The sequence below is a fragment of the Dyadobacter sp. 22481 genome, assembly GCF_052044875.1.
Lineage (GTDB): Bacteria > Bacteroidota > Bacteroidia > Cytophagales > Spirosomataceae > Dyadobacter > Dyadobacter endophyticus.
The window spans coordinates 1,164,015-1,189,825 of sequence record NZ_JBQENV010000003.1; the positions used below are offsets into that span (position 1 = coordinate 1,164,015).

The 25,811-nt window shown below is 49.0% G+C and carries 21 protein-coding genes and 1 riboswitch; of the genes, 8 read left to right on the forward strand and 13 right to left on the reverse strand.

The genetic code is table 11. The features are described 5' to 3' along the window. The first annotated feature begins 35 nt into the window (after positions 1 to 35). Positions 36 to 1,802: a signal peptide peptidase SppA gene (gene sppA, locus ACTJJJ_RS23505; RefSeq protein ID WP_440703193.1), complete on the forward strand. Its 1,767-nt coding sequence runs from the start codon at positions 36 to 38 to the stop codon at positions 1,800 to 1,802. Between the two features lie 54 nt (positions 1,803 to 1,856). Here the strand turns inward: sppA and ACTJJJ_RS23510 are convergent, their stop codons facing one another. The 4 genes from ACTJJJ_RS23510 to metH form a co-directional block, all read right to left on the reverse strand. Further along, complete coding sequence (locus tag ACTJJJ_RS23510) at positions 1,857 to 2,780, reverse strand: YihY/virulence factor BrkB family protein (protein ID WP_188936183.1); 924 nt, start codon at positions 2,778 to 2,780, stop codon at positions 1,857 to 1,859. A gap of 162 nt (positions 2,781 to 2,942) precedes the next feature. Further along, positions 2,943 to 4,181: a NupC/NupG family nucleoside CNT transporter gene (locus tag ACTJJJ_RS23515; RefSeq protein WP_188936185.1), complete on the reverse strand. Its 1,239-nt coding sequence runs from the start codon at positions 4,179 to 4,181 to the stop codon at positions 2,943 to 2,945. A 95-nt stretch (positions 4,182 to 4,276) separates the two neighbouring features. Then, positions 4,277 to 4,825, reverse strand: a complete 549-nt coding sequence (locus ACTJJJ_RS23520) for a nuclear transport factor 2 family protein (RefSeq protein WP_440703194.1) — start codon at positions 4,823 to 4,825, stop codon at positions 4,277 to 4,279. Positions 4,826 to 5,024: 199 nt separating this feature from the next. Next, positions 5,025 to 8,849: a methionine synthase gene (metH, locus tag ACTJJJ_RS23525; protein ID WP_188936189.1), complete on the reverse strand. Its 3,825-nt coding sequence runs from the start codon at positions 8,847 to 8,849 to the stop codon at positions 5,025 to 5,027. A 189-nt stretch (positions 8,850 to 9,038) separates the two neighbouring features. Here metH and ACTJJJ_RS23530 point away from each other — a divergent pair, with 189 nt between their 5' ends. Then, entirely contained in the window at positions 9,039 to 9,515 is a 477-nt protein-coding gene (locus ACTJJJ_RS23530) for an Lrp/AsnC family transcriptional regulator (RefSeq protein ID WP_426291737.1), read from the forward strand. A gap of 74 nt (positions 9,516 to 9,589) precedes the next feature. On the opposite strand, the gene ACTJJJ_RS23535 is transcribed toward ACTJJJ_RS23530, so the two are convergent. Then, a complete protein-coding gene (locus tag ACTJJJ_RS23535; protein ID WP_440703195.1) occupies positions 9,590 to 10,207 on the reverse strand; it encodes a PepSY-like domain-containing protein in 618 nt (205 codons plus the stop codon). A gap of 220 nt (positions 10,208 to 10,427) precedes the next feature. Between ACTJJJ_RS23535 and ACTJJJ_RS23540 the strand changes: the two genes are divergently transcribed. The 3 genes from ACTJJJ_RS23540 (at position 10,428) to ACTJJJ_RS23550 (ending at position 13,514) form a co-directional block, all read left to right on the forward strand. Then, on the forward strand, positions 10,428 to 11,042 hold the full coding sequence (locus tag ACTJJJ_RS23540) for an RNA polymerase sigma factor (protein WP_440703196.1): 615 nt from the start codon (positions 10,428 to 10,430) through the stop codon (positions 11,040 to 11,042). Between the two features lie 85 nt (positions 11,043 to 11,127). Continuing rightward, positions 11,128 to 12,537 carry a hypothetical protein gene (locus tag ACTJJJ_RS23545; RefSeq protein WP_440703197.1) on the forward strand — a complete coding sequence of 470 codons (1,410 nt, stop codon included), beginning with the start codon at positions 11,128 to 11,130 and terminating at the stop codon, positions 12,535 to 12,537. A gap of 92 nt (positions 12,538 to 12,629) precedes the next feature. Continuing rightward, positions 12,630 to 13,514 carry a Ppx/GppA phosphatase family protein gene (locus ACTJJJ_RS23550; RefSeq protein WP_188936199.1) on the forward strand — a complete coding sequence of 295 codons (885 nt, stop codon included), beginning with the start codon at positions 12,630 to 12,632 and terminating at the stop codon, positions 13,512 to 13,514. 38 nt (positions 13,515 to 13,552) lie between these two features. Here ACTJJJ_RS23550 and ACTJJJ_RS23555 read toward each other — a convergent pair whose 3' ends face one another. The 8 genes from ACTJJJ_RS23555 to ACTJJJ_RS23590 all read right to left on the reverse strand — a co-directional run bounded on the left by ACTJJJ_RS23555 (position 13,553) and on the right by ACTJJJ_RS23590 (position 22,618). Then, positions 13,553 to 13,921, reverse strand: a complete 369-nt coding sequence (locus ACTJJJ_RS23555) for an SxtJ family membrane protein (protein WP_188936201.1) — start codon at positions 13,919 to 13,921, stop codon at positions 13,553 to 13,555. A gap of 98 nt (positions 13,922 to 14,019) precedes the next feature. Then, positions 14,020 to 14,169: a DUF5989 family protein gene (locus ACTJJJ_RS23560; RefSeq protein WP_015812275.1), complete on the reverse strand. Its 150-nt coding sequence runs from the start codon at positions 14,167 to 14,169 to the stop codon at positions 14,020 to 14,022. Between the two features lie 74 nt (positions 14,170 to 14,243). Further along, complete coding sequence (locus ACTJJJ_RS23565; protein WP_440703198.1) at positions 14,244 to 15,365, reverse strand: SGNH/GDSL hydrolase family protein; 1,122 nt, start codon at positions 15,363 to 15,365, stop codon at positions 14,244 to 14,246. A gap of 27 nt (positions 15,366 to 15,392) precedes the next feature. Next, positions 15,393 to 17,255 carry a carbamoyltransferase family protein gene (locus ACTJJJ_RS23570; protein ID WP_188936205.1) on the reverse strand — a complete coding sequence of 621 codons (1,863 nt, stop codon included), beginning with the start codon at positions 17,253 to 17,255 and terminating at the stop codon, positions 15,393 to 15,395. A 90-nt stretch (positions 17,256 to 17,345) separates the two neighbouring features. Next, positions 17,346 to 18,383, reverse strand: coding sequence for a hypothetical protein (locus ACTJJJ_RS23575; protein WP_188936207.1), 1,038 nt, complete (start codon positions 18,381 to 18,383; stop codon positions 17,346 to 17,348). A gap of 96 nt (positions 18,384 to 18,479) precedes the next feature. Then, positions 18,480 to 18,869 carry an acyl-CoA thioesterase gene (locus tag ACTJJJ_RS23580; protein WP_188937337.1) on the reverse strand — a complete coding sequence of 130 codons (390 nt, stop codon included), beginning with the start codon at positions 18,867 to 18,869 and terminating at the stop codon, positions 18,480 to 18,482. Between the two features lie 71 nt (positions 18,870 to 18,940). Beyond that, positions 18,941 to 21,262: a 5-methyltetrahydropteroyltriglutamate--homocysteine S-methyltransferase gene (metE, locus tag ACTJJJ_RS23585; protein WP_440703199.1), complete on the reverse strand. Its 2,322-nt coding sequence runs from the start codon at positions 21,260 to 21,262 to the stop codon at positions 18,941 to 18,943. Positions 21,263 to 21,484: 222 nt separating this feature from the next. Beyond that, positions 21,485 to 21,711: riboswitch (cobalamin riboswitch) on the reverse strand. A 175-nt stretch (positions 21,712 to 21,886) separates the two neighbouring features. Further along, a complete protein-coding gene (locus ACTJJJ_RS23590; RefSeq protein WP_440703200.1) occupies positions 21,887 to 22,618 on the reverse strand; it encodes a 6-phosphogluconolactonase in 732 nt (243 codons plus the stop codon). Positions 22,619 to 22,765: 147 nt separating this feature from the next. On the opposite strand from ACTJJJ_RS23590, the gene fumC reads away from it, so the two are divergent. From fumC to ACTJJJ_RS23605, 3 genes are all read left to right on the forward strand, one after another. Beyond that, a complete protein-coding gene (gene fumC / locus ACTJJJ_RS23595) occupies positions 22,766 to 24,166 on the forward strand; it encodes a class II fumarate hydratase (RefSeq protein WP_440703201.1) in 1,401 nt (466 codons plus the stop codon). A gap of 75 nt (positions 24,167 to 24,241) precedes the next feature. Continuing rightward, entirely contained in the window at positions 24,242 to 24,757 is a 516-nt protein-coding gene (locus ACTJJJ_RS23600) for a hypothetical protein (protein WP_440703202.1), read from the forward strand. 101 nt (positions 24,758 to 24,858) lie between these two features. Then, positions 24,859 to 25,800, forward strand: a complete 942-nt coding sequence (locus ACTJJJ_RS23605) for a D-2-hydroxyacid dehydrogenase (RefSeq protein WP_188936220.1) — start codon at positions 24,859 to 24,861, stop codon at positions 25,798 to 25,800. Positions 25,801 to 25,811: the final 11 nt, after the last annotated feature.

Genomic DNA, 25,811 nt, shown 5'->3' on the forward strand with positions numbered 1-25,811 from the left:
CAACTTATAGAGAAGAAATCCATTAGCAATATATTATGTTACAGTTCCTTAAATATGTCCTGGCGACTTTCGTAGGCCTTATCCTCTTCCTGTTCCTCTCCTTTTTCATTCTTGCCGGCATTGGTTCACTTTTATCTTCCGAAGAAAAGGTAACACTTGACGACAAATCGGTACTGAGGCTCGATCTGAATCAGCCGATCAGGGAGATAGGCGTCGATAATCCCTTCTCGGAATTTGGAGTGCCTTTCACCGGTGAAGAAAGTGTGGTAGGGTTGAAAGACATTGTAGATGCTTTGAAAAGCGCGCAGTCTGACGACAAAATCAAAGGTATTTACCTCAAAACCGAAGGTCCCGAGGCCGGATGGGCCACCTTGGAAGAAATCAGGAACCAGCTCCTGGAATTCAAAAAGTCTAAAAAATTCGTCGTTACCTACGGAGAAAGCTATTCAGAGAAAGGCTATTACATTGCTTCCGTAGCCGACAAGATTTACCTTAACCCCGCCGGCGGCATCGAATGGAACGGTCTTTCTGCCGAGTACAGTTTCTTCAAAGGCACATTCGATAAACTGGAAATCAAGCCGTTGGTATTCCGCGTAGGAGAATTTAAAAGCGCGATTGAAATGTTCTCACGCCAGGATATGAGCGAGGCGAGTAAAAAACAATCTATCGAACTCATTGGCGCCATCAATAATAACTTCCTGAAAAACATTTCGGCTTCCCGCAATATCCCGGTCGGCGAACTCAAAAATCTGGCCGACTCGCTAGCCGTCGAAAACCCGAAATCCGCATTAAAATACAAGTTCATTACAAACCTTGGCTATCAGGATGAGCTTGAAACGGCGTTGAAAAAAGAGCTGAAAGTCGATGTGGATAAGTCCATTTCTTACGTTGGCGTGAACAAATACCTGCAAGGATCCAGCTCCGTTGAAAAAGGTGATTTCAACACAAGAGTAGGCGTTTTGGTGGCGGAAGGAGAAATCACCGGCGGCGACGGCGATGACGGGAATATCGGCTCCGACAAGTTTGTAAAGGAACTGAAAGAGATCCGTGAAAACGATAAGATCAAAGCCGTCGTAATCCGCATTAATTCACCTGGCGGCAGCGCATTGGCATCGGATGTAATGTGGCGCGAAATCGAGCTTACGGCGAAGAAAAAACCTGTTATTGCTTCGATGTCGGACGTTGCGGCTTCCGGCGGATATTATATGGCGATGGGCTGTGATACCATCGTTGCCCAGCCTAATACCATCACCGGCTCCATCGGTATTTTCGGATTGATTTTCAACGTGACCGACTTTATGAACAACAAGCTGGGCATTACCTTCGACGGTGTCGGCACCAGCCCGCACGCTGACTGGCCCACGGCCACCCGCGAGATGACGGAATTCGAAAAATCCATGATCCAAAAAAGCGTGAATGAAGGCTACGAAACATTCACGCGAAAAGCAGCCGAAGGCCGCAAGATGCCGGTAGAAAAGCTGAAAAGCCTCGCGCAAGGCCGCGTTTGGTCGGGAATAGAAGCCAAACAAAACGGGCTTGTTGACGTGCTCGGTGGAATAGACGATGCGATTAAAATTGCTGCAAAGGCCGCCAAACTCAAGGAAGGTGACTATCGTGTACGCTACTATCCTGAGAAGAAACGTCCATTCAATGAGATGATAGAAAAGCTATTGGGCGACAATGAAGAACAGGCTACCAACAAGGCGCTTGGCGATCTGGCACCTTATGTGAAAACATACAAAAAACTCATGAATATGGGAGGAATGCAGGCACGCATGCCTTTCGAGATGGTAATCCGCTAGACAGCCGGATAGCATTACAAATAGTTGGGGCCCGCATTGAATGCGGGCCCTTTTTTAGTCTGTAATCTTGACACCCGTTTTCCGGTCGAGCTCCTGCCGGACGATCAGCACGGCGTGCTTACTGGGCGCGATAGCAACGCCGTCGAGGCGTGCATAAACCTTGGTAAACTCTGCTCCGAAATAAAGGATGATAGATGAATAGTAAATCCAGGTCAGCAGGATCACGATGGAAGCCGAAGTGCCATATGCCGCGCCCAAATCCGATTTCCCGAGATAGAAACTGATGATAAATTTCCCAACCAGGAATAAAACGCCCGTGAATGCGGCCCCTACAAGGCACTCCTTCCAGCGCAGGTCGCCGTCGGGCAATACTTTAAATATCACGGTAAACAGCGCGGTGATGATTGATAGCACCAATGCAAGGTTGACAACGTAAAACACGACTACCGATGCCTCCGAAAATAACGCTTCCAGCCGGGAACTCAGCAGATCAACCAATGCACTCGCGCCCAGCGACACGACGAGCAGAAAACCCAATGTCAGGATCAGGGAAAACGAAATCAGCCTGTTTTTGAGGTATTGGAGCCAGCCCTTCTTAGGTTTCGCTTTGATAGCCCAGATAAAGTTGATGGAATCCTGCATTTCAGCAAATACACCGGTGGCACCAATGAGTAGGGTACCAATACCTATTGCTGCCGCCACGCCGGATTTATTGGACATCTCGGCGTTTTTTAGGATCTCCTGCAATTGCGAGGCCGCGGAAGCACCGACCAGTCCGCTAATTTGCCCAAACAGTTCGCCCTGTATCGCGTCCCGCCCAAAAAATATGCTGAAAACCGAGATAATGACCAGCAGCATCGGCGCGAGCGAAAATATCGTGTAGTACGACAGTGCAGCCGCCAGTTTCATTCCATTATCATTGAGAAACTCGTTGAAGCTATCTTTGAGGAGCGACCAGAAGAGTTTAATATGTTGCATAGTATAATGTGTTGAATCGGTTTTCAGGATGTTGATATTGAGTTCATAAAAACTTTTGTGCCAATTGCCTGGTCACGTTTTCGGAATACAACTCACAAAAACACAAAAAGAGCAGCTAATGTGCTCTTTTTGTGTTCATCAATTCTGCATGATAGTTGTGTTTTACAAGAGCAACCCGGCAAGTGTGGCCGACATATAGGAAGCCAGCGTACCGGAAATCAATGCCTTGAACCCTAGCCGGGCCAGATCCGCCCGCCGCGAGGGTGCCAGCTCACCAATCCCTCCCACCTGAATGGCGATGGAACTGAAATTAGCGAAACCACATAATGCGAAGCTGGTAATGACGATTGTTTTGTGGTCGAGCGTGTCTTTCAGCTTCACCATGTCGAGGTAGGCCACAAATTCGTTGATCACCATTTTGGTGCCCATCAATGAACCCGCCGCCTCGATGTCCTTTGCAGGAACGCCCATTGCCCATGCGAAAACAGCGAATATCTTACCTAGCACGAAGTTGAAACTCAATTGCGGAAACGCGAAAAGGCCCCCAATATAGCCCAGCAAGTAATCCAGTAATGCAACCAGCGCAATAAATCCGATCAACATCGCAATCACGTTGAAACCTACTTTCAATCCCTCCCCTGCTCCCGCTGCGATGGCGTCGAGCAGGTTGGCGTGGGTTTTCTGGGTTTCGAGTTTCACCATTCCTTTCGTATTCGATTTCTCGGTTTCAGGAAAAACGATTTTGGAGATAACCAAAGCTCCCGGAGCGGCCATCAAACTTGCCGCGATAAGGTAAGGCGCCGGTACGCCTAACGAGATGTATACAGCCATTACCCCGCCGGCAATGCAGGCGAAACTGCCTGTCATAGATGCCATCAGTTCGGAGTTGGTCATGTTTTTCAGATAAGGTTTGATCATGATCTGCGCCTCTACCTGCCCAACAAACGTACTCGCGACATTCGAAAGCGCTTCGGCCCCGCTCACGCCCATCAGCCAATACACGCCGCGCGCGATCACCGACACAACCCGCTGCATAATGCCCAAATGGTAAAGCATATTCACCAGCACGGCCACGAAAATGATGGTTGGAATTACTTTAAAAAAGAAAACGAAGTCGTTACCCGGCCCGAATGCCCGTTGCATCAGTTCGGGCCTTACCAATGTACCGAAAACGAAATCGGCACCTTTATCCGAAAAAGAAAGTAGTTTTTGGACCTTGCCACCAAGCCATTGGAAGATTGACTGGCCCATGTCGGTTCGGAGGATGAAGACTGCGAGCCCGAATTGAAGGCCCAGGCCGACGGCAACTGTACGATAGTTAATGGCCTTTCTATTGTTTGACATCGCAAATGCAATGCCCAGGATCAATACGATACCCAACAATCCTGTAAATCTCTCCATGCGTAGTTTGTCGTCACTTTTTAACCAAAGGTGCAAAATAACAACAATTTGGTCGCATGAAGGCAACTAACTCAAAATATCAGGAAGAGAGGCAATTATTTAGAAGTTTTGTCTGATTTCGCATTGCTGGCGATGGGATCAGCCTGACGATGTGCGATTTTCCAGACGTTATTTTCTTTCCGGAAAAGCACGGTAACATGCAGATCGACTTTGCGCCCATCGGCGAAGCGGTAATGCTCTTTTTGAATAAGGTAGCCTTGCGTAGCACTTTCCTGGCTTGCGACTTTTTCAAAAGTATAGGCCACGTCTTTCGCAGGAATACTTCCGGCATTATTCAGGCATGCTTCGACGGCATTCCACCCCTTGGAATCGGCATTTTCAACTCCTCCGAAAATAGTAACGTCATCCTGATGCGACCATAAAGTTTTAAAAAATGCCGGATTGCCCTTCGCCATTTCAAGATTGGCTTTGTGCAGGTCGGCGACGGCTGCATCCAAAGAAAATGTCGCTACGGCCTTCGGGGAATGTTTGCTTCCGTACCCGGCCGTAATGACCGGCTGGGTATTTTCTCTTGTCATGGTCCTGTATTTAAAGGACGATGCCAGCAGGATTAAGAGGATAAAAACTGAGATATTTCTTTTCATGGCTAATAAACTATTAAGTTCTCACTTAAGTGATGCAAATATCAGGCGTTCAAACATCAGAAACTAGCGTATAAATACCTGATTAAGACGCGTCATACCACCTAATTACGCCTTTTTGCAAAAAATAGTACATTTCGGGCACAAAAAAAGGAGAATAGCACCGAACTATTCTCCTTTTGTACTTTTTAGATAAACCAGTTTAGTATCCGAGCACCGGCGAAAGCCACTTTTCGATTTCTTCTACGGGCATATTTTTGCGGCGGGCATAATCCTCGACCTGGTCTTTGTAAATCTTTCCAACCGGGAAATAACGGCTGTCGGGATGCGAGAAATACCATCCGCTGACGCTGCTTGCAGGGTACATGGCAAAGCTCTCCGTGAGGGTAATGCCGAGTTGTTCCGCCCCAAGCAAGTCGAACAGATGACGTTTTTCGGTGTGGTCAGGGCAAGCAGGGTAACCCGGTGCAGGGCGAATACCACTATAATCCTCCTTAATCAGCTCCTCATTGGTTAAGCTTTCTGCTTTGGCATATCCCCACAGCTCTTTGCGCACTTTCTCGTGCATCAATTCCGCCAGGGCTTCTACGAGGCGGTCGGCCAGGGCCTTCACCATGATGCTGTTGTAGTCGTCGTGATCTCTTTCATACTTGTCCAGCAATGCTTCGATACCTACGCCAGCCGTTACCGCAAAACCGCCAATGTAATCGGCATGGCCCGATTCGAGAGGAGCCACGAAGTCGGACAGGCAGTAGTTCGGCAGGTTTGCCGCTTTCTGGCTTTGCTGACGCAAATGGTGCAATACAGCTGCCGTATCCGCTACCAATTCCCCTGCATTCAGGTTTTCGACGCCCTGTCTGCTGATCTTATATTCGATATGCTGATGCGATCCGTGACGTTCGCAAGGCACTTCGCGGGTTTCTTCTTCGAAATGGTGCAGTACAAGGTCATCCTGGATCGAGTTCGCTGGCCAGAAACCGACCACAGCGCGTGCTTTTAAGGTTTTATCACGAATGATTTCTCCTAACAGAACCGCCGCGTCTTCATATAGCTTCATAGCTTCCTTACCTACGACAGCATCATCGAATATTTTGGGATATTTTCCGTGCAGCTGCCAGGTTTGGAAGAATGGCGTCCAGTCGATGTATTTCGCAATGTCGGCCAGATCGTAATCATCGTACACGCGCGTACCGAGGAACTGCGGTTTTACGGCCTGGAAGTTTGCCCAATCGATTTTGGCCTTATTATCCCTTGCTTTACCGATGGCCACATGCGCTTTTTCTCCGCCGCGTTTTGCATGGTCATCACGCAGCTTGGCATATTCTGCCTTAATATCCTTCAACACGTCGGCCTGACTTTGGGCGCTTTGAATCAGCTTCCCTGCCACTGGTACCGAACGCGACGCATCGAGCACGTGGATCACCGCCCCCGAATAGTTCGGATCGATTTTCACGGCCGTGTGAATGCGGGAGGTGGTTGCTCCACCAATGAGCAAAGGAATCTTGAAATTCCGACGCTCCATTTCTTTTGCAACACCTACCATCTCATCCAACGACGGCGTGATCAGTCCCGATAAGCCGATGATATCCACCTGATGCTCCAATGCCGCCGCCAGGATCTTGTCCGTCGGCACCATTACACCCAGGTCAATGATCTCATAGTTGTTACAACCCAGCACCACACCGACAATATTCTTTCCAATATCGTGTACATCGCCTTTTACGGTCGCCATCAATATCTTACCAGCCGATGAATTGCCTTCCTGTTTCTCCGCTTCGATAAACGGTTGCAGGTACGCCACAGCCTTCTTCATCACCCTGGCCGATTTCACCACCTGCGGAAGGAACATTTTACCTTCCCCAAACAAGTCGCCGACGATACTCATTCCATCCATCAATGGCCCTTCGATCACCTCCAGAGGGCGGGTGAACAAATGGCGGCATTCTTCGATATCTTCGTCTACATAATCCGAAATACCTTTCACCAATGCATGCGAAATACGCTCCTTAATCGGAAGCTCTCTCCATGAAAGGTCGGGGCCACTCTGCGTTTTGCCTTTGTCTTTGACAGTTTCTGCATAGGTCACCAGACGTTCGGTGGAATCCGGACGGCGGTTAAGCAATACATCTTCAACCAGTTCCAGTACATCCTTCGGAATTTCATCATAAATACCGATCTGGCCGGCATTCACAATGCCCATATCCATTCCCGCCTTAATCGCGTGGTAAAGGAATGCAGTATGGATCGCCTCGCGCACCGGCTCATTACCCCGGAAACTGAATGATACGTTCGAAACACCACCGGAAACTTTCGCATGCGGAAGGTTTTCTTTGATCCACCGCACGGCGTTGATAAAATCGACCGCGTAATTATTATGCTCCTCCATTCCCGTCGCGACGGTTAGGATGTTGGGGTCAAAAATGATATCCTCGGCCGGGAAGCCTACTTCGTCCACCAGAATTCGGTAAGCCCGTTCACAGATTTCGATCCGGCGTTCGTAGTTATCGGCCTGGCCTTTTTCATCGAATGCCATTACCACCGTAGCCGCACCATAGCGAAGCACGGTCCGGGCCGATTCTTTGAACTTCTCCTCTCCTTCTTTCAACGAAATCGAGTTCACGATGGATTTTCCCTGCACACATTTCAAACCGGACTCGATCACTTCCCATTTCGAGGAGTCGATCATCAAAGGCACTTTGGAAATGTCCGGTTCGGATGCGATCAGGTTCACGAATGTCTTCATCGCCTCTACGCCGTCGATCATACCTTCGTCGAGGTTCACGTCGATCACCTGCGCGCCGCTTTCCACCTGCTCGCGCGCGATGGTCAGCGCTTCGTCATATTTGCTTTCGCGGATCAGGCGGGCGAATTTCTTTGAACCCGTTACGTTACAGCGCTCACCAATGTTCACAAAATTGGTTAATGCATTGATTTTCACAGGCTCCAGACCAGAAAGCTTCATCACCGTCTCAGTATCCGGGAGCAGCCTTGGTGCGTATTTCTGCGCGGTTTCGGCAATGACACGGATGTGGTCCGGTGTCGTTCCGCAGCAGCCTCCGATGATATTGACCAGGTTATCCCTCAAAAACCCGTCAATTACCTCGCCCATTTGCTCCGGTGTCTCGTCATATTCACCCATTTCGTTCGGCAAACCTGCATTGGGGTGCGCTGAGGTGTAGAAAGGTGATTCTTTGGCTAAAATCTGTACATAAGGCCGCATCAAATCTGCTCCTAATGCACAGTTCAAACCCACTGATAATAAGGGTAAGTGCGAAACGGACGTCAGGAATGCCTCGGTAGTCTGGCCGGAAAGTGTTCTTCCGGAAGCATCGGTGATGGTTCCCGAGATCATGATCGGTAATGCTTGTCCCGGCGCTATTTTCCATGAAGGCAAATGTTCCACCTTGCCTGCCTTCGCGTCCACAAAGAACTGATCGATCGCAAAAAGCGCCGCTTTCGCATTAAGTGTATCGAAAATCGTTTCCACAAGCAACAAATCGCAGCCACCGTCGGTCAGGCCTTTTACCTGCTCGTAATAGGCTTCTACCAATTGATCGAAGCTGATCGCGCGGAAACCCGGATTGTTCACATCCGGTGAAAGTGAGGCCGTACGGTTGGTCGGGCCGATCGAACCTGCCACAAAGCGCGGCTTGTTGGGTTCACGCTCCGTGAATTCATCGGCTACCTCACGCGCGAGCCGCGCCGATTCGTAGTTAAGCTCGTACACGATTTCCTCCATGCCGTAGTCGGCCATGGCGATCGTCGTACCCGAAAATGTATTCGTTTCGGCAATATCTGCCCCTGCCGCAAAATAGGCGGCGTGAATTTCTTTGATAATGTCCGGACGCGTCAGTGAAAGCAGGTCATTATTCCCCTTTACGTCGTGCGGCCAGTCTGCAAACCGTTCTCCCCGGTAGTCGTGATCCTCCAATTTATACCGCTGGATCATCGTACCCATAGCGCCATCCAGTACCAGAATACGGTTTTTAAGAATTTCGCGGATATCTGCTTTTTGAGTTGCTACCATAAGTGTTTTAAATGTCTGATTATCATTTCGCCGGAAAAGCACATGCTTCTTGAATTGACAAATTTAACCCAATAGATGTTTTGTTCAATAAAATCAAAAAATTCAGATTAAAAGTCTGGCAGTTTCACCACATCTAAATTATTTATCTATATTCGAAGCCATCTCAGAGTGAATAAAGATATTCTATCTATGCATAATCTGGACGATATTGACGCCAAAATCCTGCATTTGCTGCAACAGGACGCTACTTTGAAAACACGTGAATTGTCGGAAAAGTTGAACCTCTCCTACACGCCCGTATATGAGCGCGTGCGCAGGCTGGAAAAAGAAGGTATAATAAAAAAATATGTGGCGCTCGTCGACCGCGAGAAGGTCGGCAAAAAGCTGATGGCCTTTTGCAACATTGCATTGAAAGAGCATTCGAAAGTGATGGGCGAAAAATTCGTAAAAGCTGTTTCAGCGATGTCGGAGGTGATGGAATGCTTCAATATCTCCGGAGATTATGATTTTTTGCTCAAAGTAGTGGTGGACGATATGTCGCAGTACCAGCAATTTTTAATGCAAAAGCTGGGCTCACTGGAGAATATCGGCAGCACGCACAGCCTTTTTGTGATGGGTGAGATCAAAAACTCGTCGGCACTGGAAATGCTAACCCCGAAAAAATAAATACGGTACCGGAAAATCCAGCACCGTATTCCAACTCACCCCTAACAAAATATTTTTACGATCGGTATGATCGGCTAATGTCTCTTACGAGGACGCCCGAAAGCAAGCTTTTCCAATTCCTTATTGAACGATCCGTCGGCATTGAAAAGCAGTATTTTCACTTTGCTATCCACCAGAATACCCACATAGTATTCCCCCGCATCATTGGTTGCAGCGAGTTTGATCTCTGCTCCCGTGTAGTTAGAAGTAATATATGATGTAATGTTCGCGGGCAATGCGCTTACCTCTATTTTGGTCAGTTTCGCTTTCTGCACATGCTGTCTCAGCTCCGCCTTAAATGCGCCGTTGGCGTCGAAAAGCAAGCCTTTCACTGATCCGTCGGCAAGGGTAATGGCTACCACTATTTTTCCCGCCTGGTCTTTTGCGGCATATTTGATTTCAGCCCCTGCATAGGCGCTGTCAATGTAAGTGGTCACCGCTGCGGGCAAATCCGTCGTTGCTACTTCCGTAAGTTTACCCTTACACCTGCCCAACGTCACCGAGTCCGTCACCACCGCAAGCCTCGCGGCCGATTCAACCACACTTTCGAAATCACTCGCCTCAGTTTCAGGGCTCAACGACTCGCTATTCTTCTGGCAGGCCGTAAACCAGACGCCTGTCAACAACACCAGTAAAAGTGAAACTTTTTTCATGATATACCCACGGGTTTTTGTGAAAGTATCAAACTGTTTTCTGCCTTTACGCCCCCTCTGACGCCCATGTTGCATGCCGATCCATTTTTTTGAGATTTTTTTCGCAGCATCCTGCATTTCCCAAGCATCAAAACTTTTCGTAATTTTTTGCAACAGATTAGCGGGCAGGGACGTATTCAAAAGTGAGAAATTCTATCCCTGACAACTTGATACCCTGACTTTGCTTTTTAAAAGAAAAATATCTTTTAACGAAAACGACTTTGAGTCGGTGGTAGCGGCATGTATCGCCGGGGATAACCAGGCACAGAGGCATTTATATAAACAGTTCTTCGGCTATTCAAAAAGCATTTGCCTGCGATACACCTCGACGACCGAAGAAGCGGAAGAAGTTTTGAATGAAGGTTTTTTAAAAGTGTTTAACAATCTGGGGAAGTACGACGCCAATCACCCTTTCAAGGCATGGCTGCGGACGATCATGGTGAATACGGCGATCAGCTATTACCGGAAGCACAAGAAGCACACGGAGGATGTGATCGCACTGGAAGACGCCCCTTATCCCAAATTTGATGAAGATATAATAGGCCAGATCACTGCTGAGGAAATACTGGGCCTGATCCAACAGATCAAACCGGTTTATAAGAATGTATTTTTGTTATACGTGGTAGATGGCTACAATCATCGTGAGATAGCAGACCTGCTGCAAATTAACGAGGCAACGGTAAGATCGCATTATGTGCGTGCCCGGGCTCGTTTACAGCATTTGATCAAACAATATTACCCACATCTCTTCCCAAGTGATTGGGCTGTTAAGTCATTCAGAGGAAATGAAAACTAATAGATTTGAAAATACTATACGCCGAAAATTAGAGAGTATTGAACCGGACTTTCAAGAGCAGGATTGGGCTCGTATGCAAAATTACATGCAAGCCCAAACCCCTCCTTCGTTCCTGCAACAATACGGTTCCTGGATCGGGTACGCCGCCGCCGCATCGGTAACATCGGTGATGGCGTATATGTACGTCAACCAGCTCTCACAGAACGACCATCTGGTGCGGGATATGAAGAGTCTGCAAAGCCAGATCGAAGTTATCCGCAACCAACCGGCACCTGTCGCAAAAACCGACACGGTTTATGTATTGCAAACGGCACCGGACGGGCAAGGTCTTCAGGCCACATTGCAACATCAGGATTATGATCGAAGCCGGTCTCAAACAAGCTTACAGCAAGATTTGAGGCAAGACGACCTCGCAAATGCGGAAGTACCCGCTCGTGAGACCGCTATTCCTGAACCCGAAGTGGCTGGAAGGGAGCGTAATGCAACAACTCAGGGCAATGCAACCGTGAAAGCTGCACATCCGGGTCGCGAAAAGTCGCGGGAGTCGCTGGCAGCGGTTCAGCCTTTCAATGAAGCGGTTTCGACAGCATCCGACGCGGTTAATGACGGAAATGCAGTAAACGCGGACGCTAATCAATCGTCTCAAACGCCTTCAATTTTCGCAGACAGGACGTTCGGCAGCGAATTCCACATTGCCGCTATCGACAGCCCGGTTGAAGTGCAAAACGGCATCTCGCTGAAACGAAAAATGCATTATGACCTTGCGAGCAAACTTTCGGCACGACAAGTACAAAGAGCATTGGTAGCCAACAATATACAGGTTGCCAAGATACCAGTGAGCAGTAAAAAGGCAGAACAGGTTGCTCAGACAGAAAGTGTTATTCCGAAATTACCTTTGAAAACACCTTACCGTTTCGGCGCGGGGTATCAGATCGAGGGGAATGGTCAGGGTAAAACGGTGCTGGGAGAAGTGATTATCAAGAAAAAATTCTCCATCTCGGCGGGCATTACCTGGCTGAAAGCAAAACGGGCCGAATTCTTTACCGAGAACACTTTCAGGGTCGAAGCCCGCAAGGATTTCAAGGAAACACATCCGGGCCAGGTACCGCTCATTTTTCAATTGTATAATATCAAAATTGACCAGAGCATAGTTCAGATCCCGCTTACACTGGCGTTCCGTAACACCCTGAAAGACGATTGGGGTTACTACGCAAGCCTTGGCACGAACTTCAAGGTTTCGTCCAAAGAGACCGTTTCTTACGACTGTCGCGGGCCTAAAAATGAGTTCTTCAATCAAAGTTTCTCTAAAAAGGGAGACGTCTCTCCGATCACTTCCATGAACTTCGCGGTGGGGATCGAGAAAACCTGGCATCCGATCGTGGTTCAGGCAGAAGGTTACTGGGTCAATTATTTTAAACCGATCTCTCCACTCAGAAATAGCGCCGGTCCGGGCCTGAGAGTAAAGCTATTGTATCAGATTGGCCACCAAATGTAACGTGTACCCGTGAAGTTTCGCGGACAGGGTATTGAAACTTGTCCGCGAAACTCTATTTTTGGCCTTTATTTACTCCCCTATTTGACGAGCTTTTGAAATTCGCAGCCATAGATATCGGTTCCAATGGTGCCCGTATGCAAATCTCATCCGTTTTGCAGGACGAAGGCATTTCACGCTTCAAGAAGGTAGAATACGTCCGCTTCCCGCTTCGCCTCGGTCACGATGTGTTCACCCAGGGCCTCATTACCCCCCAAAGCGAAGACCGTATGATGAAGCTCATGCTGGCCTACCAGCTGCTAATGGAGCTTCACGAGGTCGACGATTTTATGGCTTGCTCGACATCAGCCATGCGCGAAGCAGCTAATGGGCAGGAAGTCCGCGACCATATCGAACGACGCACAGGTATTCATATCCAGATCATCGACGGTCAAAAGGAAGCAGAGCTTGTCAATAACGTGGTGGTTCAATCTTTGAGCGACGGGCAGTACCTTCACATCGACGTGGGTGGCGGCAGCACTGAGCTGAACCTATACCAGGACAGGCAAAAGATCAATGCCAAATCATTCAAGCTGGGTTCCGTGCGCCTTTTGGAAGGAAAGGAATCAAAAAATGCGTGGATGAAAATCAAGGAGTGGATCAACCAGAACGTCGATTACAGCAAGCCGATTCAAGCGGTAGGTACAGGTGGAAATATTAACAAGCTATTCGATCTTTCCTCCAAACTCACCGAAAGCTCAACAAGTCTCGATGAAATCCAGCGGATGCGCGATTATATTGATCAATTTTCACTCGCCGATCGCATCAATAAGCTACAACTCAATCCCGACCGCGCGGACGTGATCGTACCTGCGGGCGACATTTATACTTCGGCTATGCGCTGGGCAGGCGCAGACGTCATTCACGTGCCCGATGTTGGCTTGAAGGATGGTATGCTCCAATTGCTTTACGAGCGCGCATGCCGCAAAAAAAAGGCCTGAAACCAGGCCTTTTTGCATTGATATTTCTAGCACCGGCATTACCAAACCTGTTCCAGGTCTTTGGCCGAATACTTGTGATTTCTTTCTGTAAAAACGGTATCAGATGCTTCTTTTTTAAGGTGAAGCGGGTTCTTCTTAGTCAACCGGGCGATGACTGCAACCGGAAACAGGACGATAAAGAATACTGCCGAGAGGAGGATCTTGCCATTTATCGCGCCCAGCACTTCCGCTATTTTATACCAAACTTTCACGATCAGGTCGCCAAAAGCCGGGATTGCAAGGCTGAAAACGCCGATTACCGCCGCGGCGATAAGGAAATAGGGGTATTGGGATTTGAAAATAAAATACATGACAACCAGCCCGGTCACGATCACCAGCTGCGCTTTGACTTTTTCGGATTCACTCATTTTGATAATTGTGATATTACTGCCGGCAGCCATGCGTGATGCACTGCTGCCGGCGAAGTTTCAGATAGGAACTGGACTGATCTGCGTTGTACTGAAAATCAGAACAAAGTGTAGATGAAAGGCGCCACAGCCGAACCACCTCCGATTACGATCAGGACACCAATTAGTAGCAGAACGATGATCACAGGAGCAAGCCACCACTTCTTACGCTCCTTCATAAATGCAAACAAATCTGTCAAAAAATCCATCTCGATATAGTGTTTAAAAATCAAATTTAGAACTTAATTATTTTAATGTACACTTCTAACCCGTTAATTCTGAGTTATCGTTTGTCCATTGCCTGGTAGAGCCTGTCGGCGATCAGCTGGTTTAGCGCTGCGCTGCCGTGGCCGTCATTTTTACCTACAACACGCTCTTTCTCAGGAATTTTAACGACACCATCATTGATACCCACTACCTTCACATTATTCGATTTCAGGTAATCTTCTACCGGTTTGGTATACCCGGCACTTTTATCCACCTGGAACAGGAAGGGGATGAACACGGCGTACATCCGAGCTTTCGTGCTGTCGCGATACGCTAGTATTCCCGAAAGGTCTCTCAAATGCGCATTCAGCACGGTGGTATCGGTGTAGGCTGTTTGTACAAATTTCTCAAAAGTGCTGAAACCGGTGTGCGGCAATTGCCAGTAGATGAAATTAGGCAGGTAAAAGCGTTTCACAATGGTCGCGGTCGGGCCTTTGAGGTCGGCATAGGGCTCTGCCCCCGTGAGCGTCAAGCCTTTCTCGCGGCCCACTTTTTCAATGTCGTTTGGAAAGTATTCGAGAATGATGATGTCCGGCTTTACCGGAAATTCTTTCAGGCGCTTCACTTCGTCGCGCGTATCCGCCCCCGACATTCCCAGATTATAAATGGTGTATTTGTCCACTCCGAGCTTAGCCTCCAACATATTGGAGAAGCGCTCGTTGACGTCTTTCAATCCGTGACCCGCTGCAAATGAATCGCCAATTACAAGCACTTTCTTCTTTCCCGGCTCGTTCTGAACTTCCTTGTCGTGGTAACCCAACGCATTAACCGGATGCCAGTATTTCTCCCACCAGATTTGCGACGCTTTCGACAGCACGCCCTCATGGCTTTGCGGCACGTACATGAATACAATTTCAAGGAAAATCAGTACGACGATCAGCGGCGTAATAATCGTTACAATATTGGCAACCAAGCCTTTGGCCTTGCTTTTAACCACACCATAATAGAAGATGCGCAGGATTTCGATAATCAGCAAAAACCAAAATGCGAACTTGGCCAGCCTGACATGCCAGCTATCGCTCTGAGGGTATCCCGGGTAGTCGAATTTGATGTGGAATTTGTCCGGATAAAACAGGAACACAAACAGCAATCCCAGGAAGAGAATGCGGATTATGCTTGTAACAATTTTAGATGCCATTACTTTGGGTGCTCGGTGATTAGAGGATTAGTCAAGAACAAATTCTTCCTTCCAATTATCTTTTTCCAGCCATTCGGACTGCTGTTTTTTGTCAAAAATGTAGTTCCCCACTACCAGGTAATCCATTTCGGTACGCATGAAACAACGGTAGGCGTCGTTCGGCGTGCAAACGATCGGTTCCCCTCGGACGTTGAAACTTGTGTTTACAATCACCGCATAGCCTGTCAATGCCTTGAAAGCGTCGATCAGATCGTAGTAACGAGGATTGGTATCTTTATGTACCGTCTGGATACGCGCCGAATAGTCGATGTGCGTGATCGAAGGCAGGTCGGAACGCTCGAAATAGAGTTTTTCACGCAAATCCAGCGAGCCGTAATTCGCAGGCACCGGCTTTCGACGGTTTTCCGCAACCGGGTGAACCAGCAACATATAGGGTGAAATACCATCGTAATCGAAATAATCCTGGCAATCCTCTGCCAGTACCGAAGGCGCAAACGGCCGGAACGATTCACGGTATTTAATCTTCAAATTCAATTTTTTCTGCATTTCGGCATTGCGAGGGTCGCCCAGAATGCTGCGACCACCCAGCGCACGTGGGCCGAACTCCATCCGTCCCTGTACCCAGCCTACTACGTTCCCTTCCGACAACAACCTGGCTGCTTCCTGCGTCAGGTCTTTGAAGTTCTCGTAGTAGGTGTAATGCGCCTTGTATTTCTTGGCTGTCAACGCGACGTCGAGATCGGAGAAGGTAGGCCCGAGGTAAGATCCGCGCATGGCATCGGCCTTCCAGGTGATTTTTCTTTCCTGTCCGAAATAAATATGGAAAGCGGCTTGTGCGGCGCCTAACGCGCCTCCCGCGTCACCGGCTGCCGGCTGGATGAAGATATCTTTAAAAATATTGGCCTTTTGAAGCTTACCATTTGATACGCAGTTCAATGCAACACCTCCCGCCATACAAAGGTAGTCGGCACCGGTAAGACGTTTGGCTTCTTTCGCCATCCTTACCACCGCTTCTTCGGTGATATTCTGGATCGCAAGGCCAAGGTTACAATGTATCGCTTCGAGCGCATCTTCGGGCCTGCGGGTTTTAAAGCCGAACAATGCCTCCCACTTATGCTCATTGACCATTTTCAGGCCAGTTGCATAGTCGAAATACTCCTGATCGAGCCAAACCGAGCCGTCTTCTTTCAGATCGATGAGTTCTTTCAGGATAATGTCTTCGTAACGCTTGATGTCCGGTGAAGTTGGGTCACCATACGGGGCGAGGCCCATCAGCTTATATTCTCCCGAGTTTACACGGAAACCCAGGAAGTAAGTGAATGCGGAGTAAAGCAGCCCGAGCGAATGCGGAAAACGCAGCTCTTTGAGAATGCTGATGTCTTTTCCTTCGCCGAGACAGATCGACGCCGTTGCCCATTCGCCGACGCCATCGATCGTCAGGATAGCGGATTTTTCGTACGGAGAAGGGTAATATGCACTGGCAGCATGCGATAGGTGGTGCTCGGGGAAGAGCATCTTCACCTTCTTCTTTTTATCGTAGCCCAGCTTTTCCAGCTCCTCATTAATGAGCCGTTTCAGGAACATTTTTTCCTTGATCCACACCGGCATTGCGGTCAAAAACGACCGAACGCCTTTGGGTGCAAATGCGTAGTAGGTTTCGAGTAGTCTTTCAAATTTCAGAAGTGGCTTATCGTAAAAAACGATGGCATCCAGCTCGTTAATCGACAGCCCGCCGTATTCGAGGCAAAAGGCAACTGCATTGGAGGGGAACCCGGGGTCGTGCTTTTTGCGTGTAAAACGCTCTTCCTGTGCTGCGGCTACAATTTCGCCATTATCTATAAGAGCCGCGGCCGAATCATGATAGAAAGCCGAAATACCTAAAATTTTCATTAATGAGTGATTAGAATAATGTGTACAGTTTCGTCTTACACCGTTCAAAAGGCGTGCAAGATAAGCATTTTGCAAACGACACCCGGCTAGCTATTCCAGTATTTTCTGCCGCACGATAAATTCTACAATTTCATGGGCGAAGCGCTGTGCTCCGGGTTCGCTTACGTGGCACACATCGCAGAACAGGCTGGGGTCCTTCGGCATGGTGTTCTCCATATCCAGAAATAACGTGCCATACTGCTTCGATAGTCGCCGGATTACCTGATTATGGACATCTATTCCCTTCTTGACGTGCTCCGGTTTTCCCCAGATCACGACCGGCGATGCGAAGTAGCACCCCGCAAAATGCTTCATATCCTCCTGCTCGCCCGTAAGCGTCACGTTCGGGGGGAAATAGGTCGCGTAACTCATGAGCAGCAACTTTTCGCCCCGTGTCTGTGCAATTTTTATAAGCTCTTCGATATTCTGCCGGTAGGGCTCCCCGGTTTTAATGTCCCCCCCAAATTTTGCATACTGCGGATCTACCTTTTCTGCGCTGACATAAATTCTGTGCGTCATACGGTCCCGGACTGTTGATATTAGCTTATCAACCAAATAAGGAATGACGGTCACATTGATTTCCCGGTGCCGCCGCAAGAGCTCGATGTCGTGGTACCACTTAATATGCGTGTAATCTTTCCGGAAATATTGTGGAGGGATATTGTTGGCCCGGTTCTCGTTTATCGCTTCATAATAAAGCACCAGGTCAAACTGCTTATCTTCCAGCAGTTTGTATTTCAATACATTATCCAGGGAAGTATGGCCGGCGCCCGCAACATTATAGATAGCAAACCGGCTTTCTTTGCCGTAATGCTTTTGCAGGATCGTATCCAACCGGCTTTCCAGGTGCGACCACGGCGTACTGACGACCGAACCGCCCAAAATCAGTATGTTTTTCACCCCTGCACCCCGGACAATCGGCTTGTCCCGGACATCGTTCATGTTTTCGTAAAATCCGTTATACAGGTAATCCGAAGGGCGGAGAAATGGATAACCGAAAAATATAAGGCTGATACGAAGCAGTATTTCTGCAATTAAGAATAAAAGCAGGGCAAAAATGAAAGAAAAGAATAGTAGACGTGATTTCATTGAACAGAGCAAGGGTATACAGATACCCAAATATAATGTCCAAAAAAATCTTTATATAATATAAATATTGAATATTAATAAAACTTAGCATTCGGGTTATTCCTGTAAAATCCGGGTGGGCTTATGATTTTCGTCCAGTGCCACAAACGTAAAAATCCCGGTCACTGCCTTTTCCCGGCTCACCTCGTACATTTTCTCTACGAAAATATCCACCCGGACTTTCATACTAGTGTTCCCAACGGTCTCGACGCGGCCCACCAGCTCGATAATGGTCCCCGCAGGGATCGGATGTGTAAAATCGATACGGTCCGACGAAACGGTAACGCATCTCAACCTCGAAAACCGCGTTGCTGCAATGAAAGCGACCTCATCCATCATCGACAGCGCGGTTCCGCCGAAAAGGGTATCGTAATGATTGGTGTTATTGGGGAAAACAGTTTTAAAAACGCGTGTTTCCGAGGCGATGATTTTTTCTTCAAGTGTCAACATAACGGCATTTTAATGATAAAAAAGCTAAGGCCAGGAGAGCCCTGGCCTTAGCTTGAAAGGGGTTGTCGCTACCCCGCGACTTCGACCAATTCGCGCAGCAAGTTAGCCGCAGAAATCATGTTACGCAAAGCCGCTTCGGTTTCCGGCCATTTGCGGGTCTTCAATCCGCAGTCCGGGTTCACCCAGAGGTTCCGCGCCGGAATGACCTTCAATGCCTTTTCGAGCAACAGGATCATCTCGTCGACCGTCGGCACGCGGGGCGAATGGATGTCGTACACGCCCGGGCCGATTTCATTCGGATAATTGAACTGCGCGAATGCGTCGAGCAGCTCCATTTGCGAACGCGAAGTTTCGATCGTGATCACGTCGGCGTCCATCGCCGCGATGGAATCGATAATGTCGTTGAACTCCGAATAGCACATGTGCGTATGGATCTGCGTCTGGTCGGCCACGCCTGCGGCGCTCAACCGGAATGCGTCCACTGCCCATTTCAAATAGGTTTTCCAGGCATGTTTCCGCAGCGGCAAGCCTTCTCGGATCGCCGGTTCGTCGATCTGGATCACTTTAATGCCCGCCTTTTCCAAATCAACCACCTCGTCGCGAATCGCGAGCGCAATCTGGAACGTGGTATCCTTCCTGGGCTGATCGTCACGTACGAAAGACCATTGAAGGATCGTAACAGGGCCGGTAAGCATGCCTTTTACCAGTTTTGCGGAGTTGGCCTGCGCAAACGCCGACCATTTCACCGTCATTGGCTCCGCGCGTTCCACGTCGCCATAAATGATTGGGGGCTTCACGCACCGGCTGCCGTAGCTCTGCACCCAGCCATTTTGGGTAAAAACAAACCCGGAAAGCTGCTCGCCGAAATACTCCACCATATCGTTTCGCTCGAATTCCCCGTGAACAAGTACATCTATTCCGAGCTCCTCCTGCCAGCGCAGCGAGTCGACGATCTCTTCACGAATGCGGGTCTCGTATTCGTCCAACGTCAATGCGCCTTTTTTGAACTGCGCACGAAGCTGCCTTACCTCGTCGGTTTGTGGGAACGAGCCGATGGTAGTCGATGGGAATAATGGCAATTTCAGTTTTTCCAATTGAATGGCTTGCCGGATTGCAAATGCATTCTGCCGGTCAAAATCCGATTCCCTCACTTCGCTAACCCTTGCTTTAACGGCCGGCTTGTGGATCAATGCGGAAGTGCGGCGGCTTTCAATGGCTTTTTGATTGGCCAGAAATGCACTATCGTTCGAACAGTCAAGCGTTGTGAGCCTTGCCAATGTCGTTACCTCATGCAGTTTCTGCTTGGCAAATGCCAGCCAGTTTTTGATCTCCGGCGTCAGTACCGCTTCATTCTTTTCAAGCTCCAAGTCGTACGGGCTATGCAGCAGCGACGACGACGGAGCCACCAAAACCCGATCTTCTCCCAGCACATTTACCGCCGTCTTAATCCATTTCAGCGACTTGCGGTAGTCGTTTTTCCAGATATTCCGGCCGTCGACAACACCGAGTGAGAGCTTTTTAGTGGATGATACAAATGAATCATCAACCAGAATTTGCGGTAATGTTTCTGCTCCACGTGTCAAATCCAAATGCAATGCATCCACCGGTAATGCGGTCGCAATTCCCAGGTTATCTTCGAGGGGCCCGAAATACGTCGTTACCAAAATACGCAGCTTCGGAAGCGCCTCCCTGATCTGGCTATAAGCGCTCAGAAAAGCCAGTTTTTCCTTTTCATTTAAATCAAATACCAATCCGGGCTCGTCGAGCTGCACCCATTCGGCACCCCTAGCCGAGAGTTCTTTTAATATTGATATATAAATCGGTAAAAGACTATCCAGCAGATCGATGCGATCGAACCCGGCTTCTTTTTCTTTACCCAAAAGCAAATAGGTGACCGGCCCAAGTAATACGGGTTTTGTAACAATACCCTTTTGCAACGCATCTTCAAATTCCAGCAGAACCTTGTCGGAGTACCGCTTGAATTTCTGGTCTTTCACAAACTCGGGAACGAGGTAATGGTAGTTGGTGTCGAACCATTTGGTCATTTCCATGGCATTGATATCCAGCCCGTTCTTCTGGTAACCGCGCGCCATTGCGAAATAGAGATCGAGCTCCTTGTTGGATTTACCGTCGAGCAACTGGTGGTAACGCCCGGGAATGGCCCCTACCATCAGCGACGTGTCGAGGACGTGGTCGTAAAGCGAAAAATCATTGGAAGGAATGAGGCTAATGCCTGCATTCTGCTGCGTTTCCCAGTTCTGGTGACGGATTTTGCGGGCAACTTTCTGCAGTGCATCGCGGTCGATTGTACCCGCCCAGAATTGCTCGTTGGCTTTTTTAAGCTCACGGAGGCTCCCCACGCGCGGGTAGCCAAGATTGTGTGACAACATGTTTTTTTGTGTTTAAAGAGTTAATAAAAACCCTGTGAAAACACCCTCCCATCCCTGCAAACGCCTGTTGCGGACGTTGGCCGGTACTTCATCTATCGCGGCAACGGCGAGGCTACCCTGCGAAACGAACAGATACAGTTCCCCCGAACCAGCCGGGAAGCCTGTGGTACTGCAATAAAATGTGGTAAATCAATACTTGACTACCCCCCACCCGTGAGGGAGAAGCCATTGAGGATAATGGCAAGTCTCCTGGCTTGTATCATTTTTACCGCCCTTCTCGCCGCGCCTGGGCGCTGCAATGGGACGCGAGGGTAAAAACGAGTCCTGAAATCGTCAGGACAGATACTTACAGTAGCACGACTGCCCGTGAATTGCACACGGTTCCTTTTTGTTTTGCTGGATTTTGGCTGAGGGATCCAAAAGCAAAAACCATTACCCCGATTGACGGGCGTTCACAAAGAACTGCGTCAAATTTAGGCGGGAAGGGCATTCGGCTGGAAATGGCGTCGCAATTTCAGTGAAGCGGATAGAAATTAGTCCTTCGGCAGGATAAAATATCTGTTTTGAGGTTGAAATGCTGCTCTGAAAAGTGATTTCATTAACGCGCATTTTACAAACAACCCATTACGAAATCAACTCCGCAGCGTCCGCATCCAGTATAAACTCTGCATTCATATGGTTTTGCAAAACTGTCGCCGGGAAGTCCTTCGAAACCGGGAACGCGAGTGCGCGCTGGATAACCGGCGCTTTTGATCCGCCCGAAGCAAGCAAAATCGCCGAACGCGCTTCCAGAATGTGCCTGATACCGACGGTAATGCCACGGGTAAGCGTGGTCGCCTGTTTGAAATACTTCTGCCCTACTTCAACCGTAACGGTATCGAGCTCCGAAATGTGGGCGTAGGTGTTCCAGGAAGTGCCGGGCTCGTTGAGGGCAAGGTGACCATTCATTCCAACACCTAATATAATGAGGTCGAGGCCACCGAGGCCTTCTACAATCTTATTGACGCGGTCGCATTCGGCCTGCGGGTCGAATGCTTTGCCGTCGAAAAAGACAATCTGATCTGCATGGAGGCCGATAGGTTTCAGAAAATCACGGTCGAGGAGATCGCGGCAGCTGCCGTCGTCGCCGGAGCCGAGGCCTATCCATTCGTCGAGGCCAATGAAAATGCATTTAGAAAAATCAACACGACCGTTCTGGTTGGCGGTTACCAATGCGTCGAACATGCCTTTCGGGCTGCTGCCCGACGGGAAGCAGATGACCGATTCGGGTTTGTGGTTCATCAGATCGATCACCCGCTCAGCCGCAGCGGCACTCATCAGCGCATAGTCGGGATAGATATTGATTTTGGGTGTCATAAAAGCGGTGTTTAGGATACAGGCTGGTCAATCTAAACATTCTTTTTTCAGAGCTGAACATTTATCCATAAAAAACTCCAGAAACTGCAAACCCGATCCTAACTTTACCGCACATTGTTCATTTTACATTATCATTCTACTTCAAAAATGGAATACCGTATAGAAAAAGACACGATGGGCGAAGTGCAGGTGCCTGCGCATGTATACTGGGGCGCCCAGACGCAACGCTCGATCCAGAACTTTCCTATCGCACAGGATATCAATAAAATGCCGAAGGAAATCATCAAAGCCTTCGCATACCTGAAAAAAGCAGCCGCTATCACCAACTTCGAAGCCGGCATTCTCCCCCAGGAAAAAAGCGACCTCATCGGCAAAGTTTGCGATGAAGTCCTGACCGGCCAGCTCGACAACCAGTTTCCATTGGTAGTGTGGCAAACCGGCTCGGGAACACAGTCGAACATGAACTGCAACGAGGTGATCGCCTACCGCGGGCACGTGCTGCAAGGCGGCGACCTGGCTGATAAAACCAAGTTTTTGCACCCGAACGACGATGTGAACAAGTCACAGTCGTCGAACGACACCTACCCTACTGCGATGCACATTGCGGCCTACAAAATTCTGGTGGACGTGACCATTCCGGGCATTACCAAGCTGCGTGATACGCTGAAAGCGAAATCAGAAGCATTTAAAAATGTAGTCAAAATCGGCCGTACGCACTTCATGGACGCTACACCACTGACGCTAGGCCAGGAGTTTTCAGGTTATGCTTCGCAACTCGATCACGGTTTGAGAGCTATTCATAATACATTGGCGCACCTTTCGGAACTGGCATTGGGCGGTACCGCGGTAGGAACAGGCATTAACACGCCTCCGGGATATTCCGAAAATGTAGCGCGTCACATCGCCGCATTGACCGGCCTGCCATTTATCACTGCGGAAAACAAATTCGAAGCGCTCGGGGCACATGACGCAATTGTGGAAGCGCACGGGGCATTGAAAACCGTTGCGGTGAGTCTGATGAAGATCGGTAACGATATCCGCATGCTATCGTCGGGCCCGCGTTCGGGTATCGGCGAGATCCATATTCCTGATAATGAACCGGGAAGCTCTATCATGCCGGGTAAAGTGAACCCTACCCAATGCGAAGCCATGACCATGGTAGCTGCTCAGGTGATGGGTAACGATGTGGCGATCGGCATCGGTGGTTCCAACGGCCACTTCGAACTGAACGTTTTCAAACCGCTGATGGCTTACAACTTCCTGCATTCTGCCCGTTTGATAGGCGATGTGTGCGTTTCGTTCAACGATAATTGCGCGGTGGGTATCGAGCCTTTGCATGAGAATATCAAGAAGCACGTGAACAACTCACTGATGCTGGTTACTGCATTGAATACTAAAATCGGTTATTATAAAGCTGCCGAAATCGCGCAGACCGCTCACAAAAATGGCTCTACGCTGAAAGAAACCGCCGTTTCGCTGGGTTACCTGACGCCAGAAGAATTCGATGCATGGGTAAAACCGGAAGACATGGTGGGTGAAATCAAATAATTGACCGAACCCGAAGTAATGTCTGCGAATGCCCTGCCGAAACGTGGGGCATTTGCATTTAGACCTTTCAAAATCATGAATATCAAAGAAGAATTGTTGACCGACCCCTACCAGTCGAAGCGGAAAGCGACCGAAGTGGCGATGTACGCCTGCACTTCGGAGGATGCATTCAGGCATCTGATGCATTGCTTCGAATCGGACGAGTACCACCTCGCGCAACGCGCCGCGTACAGCGTGAGCATTGCAACACGGGAGCGTCCGGAGCTGATCCGTCCGTACATCGGCGTGCTGGTGAGCCAGTTGAAACGATCGGATATTCATGACGCGGTGATCCGGAACAGTGCGCGTATTTTACAAGACATCAGCATCCCCGATGAATTTCATGGCGAGCTGATGGACGCCGCATTCGGGATCATTTCGAACCGCCAGATAGCCATTGCTATACGTACGTTTTGTCTGACCATTCTTTTTAACCTATCCAAAATTTACCCGGAAATCCGAACAGAGTTGCGCGTATTCCTCGAAGAATCGGTAGAATATGAACAGGCCGCGTTCCAGTCGAGAGCCAGGAAAATCCTGAAAAAGATCTGAAAGTGCTTCCATTATGGAGGACAAAGGCCTATTTCACCGTCTGATTAGCAGATATTACAGGTAAATCATTTTACCTTGCTTCTTTAAAACAAAAACAATAGATGATCATATACTGCCACGCCATACTCGACGGCTCGCTGAATGCTAAACTAAGCGAAGCACTTACCCCGCAGCATCAGATCCATTTCCGCACCGAAGCGGCCAGCAATGAGGAACTTAAATCCTGGTTTGCCAACGCCGACTACATCCTGGGCAACCCGCCGGTGGCGTGGTTTGAAAGTATTCCCGCCAATCTGAAATTCTGGCAACTCGATTCCGCCGGATTCGATCAATACTCGTCGGTGGCTATTCCCGATCATATCAAAACGGCCAATATGGGCGACTGGTTTGCACGCCCATGCGCTGAATCGATCGTGGGCGGCGTGCTCGCATTGTACCGCGGCATCGACCGGCTGACGCTTTTAAAACAGAAAAACGAGTGGATCGGAACACCGCTGCGTGCCGAGTTGAAGATTTTGTACAAACAGAATGTGATCATACTCGGTGCCGGAACGATTGGCCAGTCGGTGAATGCGATTTTGAAAGGATTAGGCTGTACCACGCATTTAATGGCGCGCACCTCGCAGGAAGCCGATCTCCGCAGCAAGGAAGATCTTTTCAACGAGCTGCCACATGCCGATCTGGTGGTCAACACGTTACCAGGAACTGCCCAGCATTTCGTGAATGCGGAATTTATTTCTGCCATGAAAGACCAGAGCGTTTATGCTAGCGTGGGTCGCGGAAGTACTACTGACGAAAATGCGCTGATCGACGCATTGAAATCCGGGAAGCTCGACGGCGCCGTGCTCGACGTTACCGAGATGGAGCCACTGCCGGGAGACAGTCCGCTTTGGCAAATGGACCATGTGATTTTAACCCAACATACGGGAGGCGGGCATAAAAATGAGCATATGGGCAAAGTAGATTTATTTCTGAACAACATTTTTGCCATACAAAACGGCGCCGCAATCGCCAATGAAGTGAGCCTTGTAAAAGGATATTAAACCGACCGAAA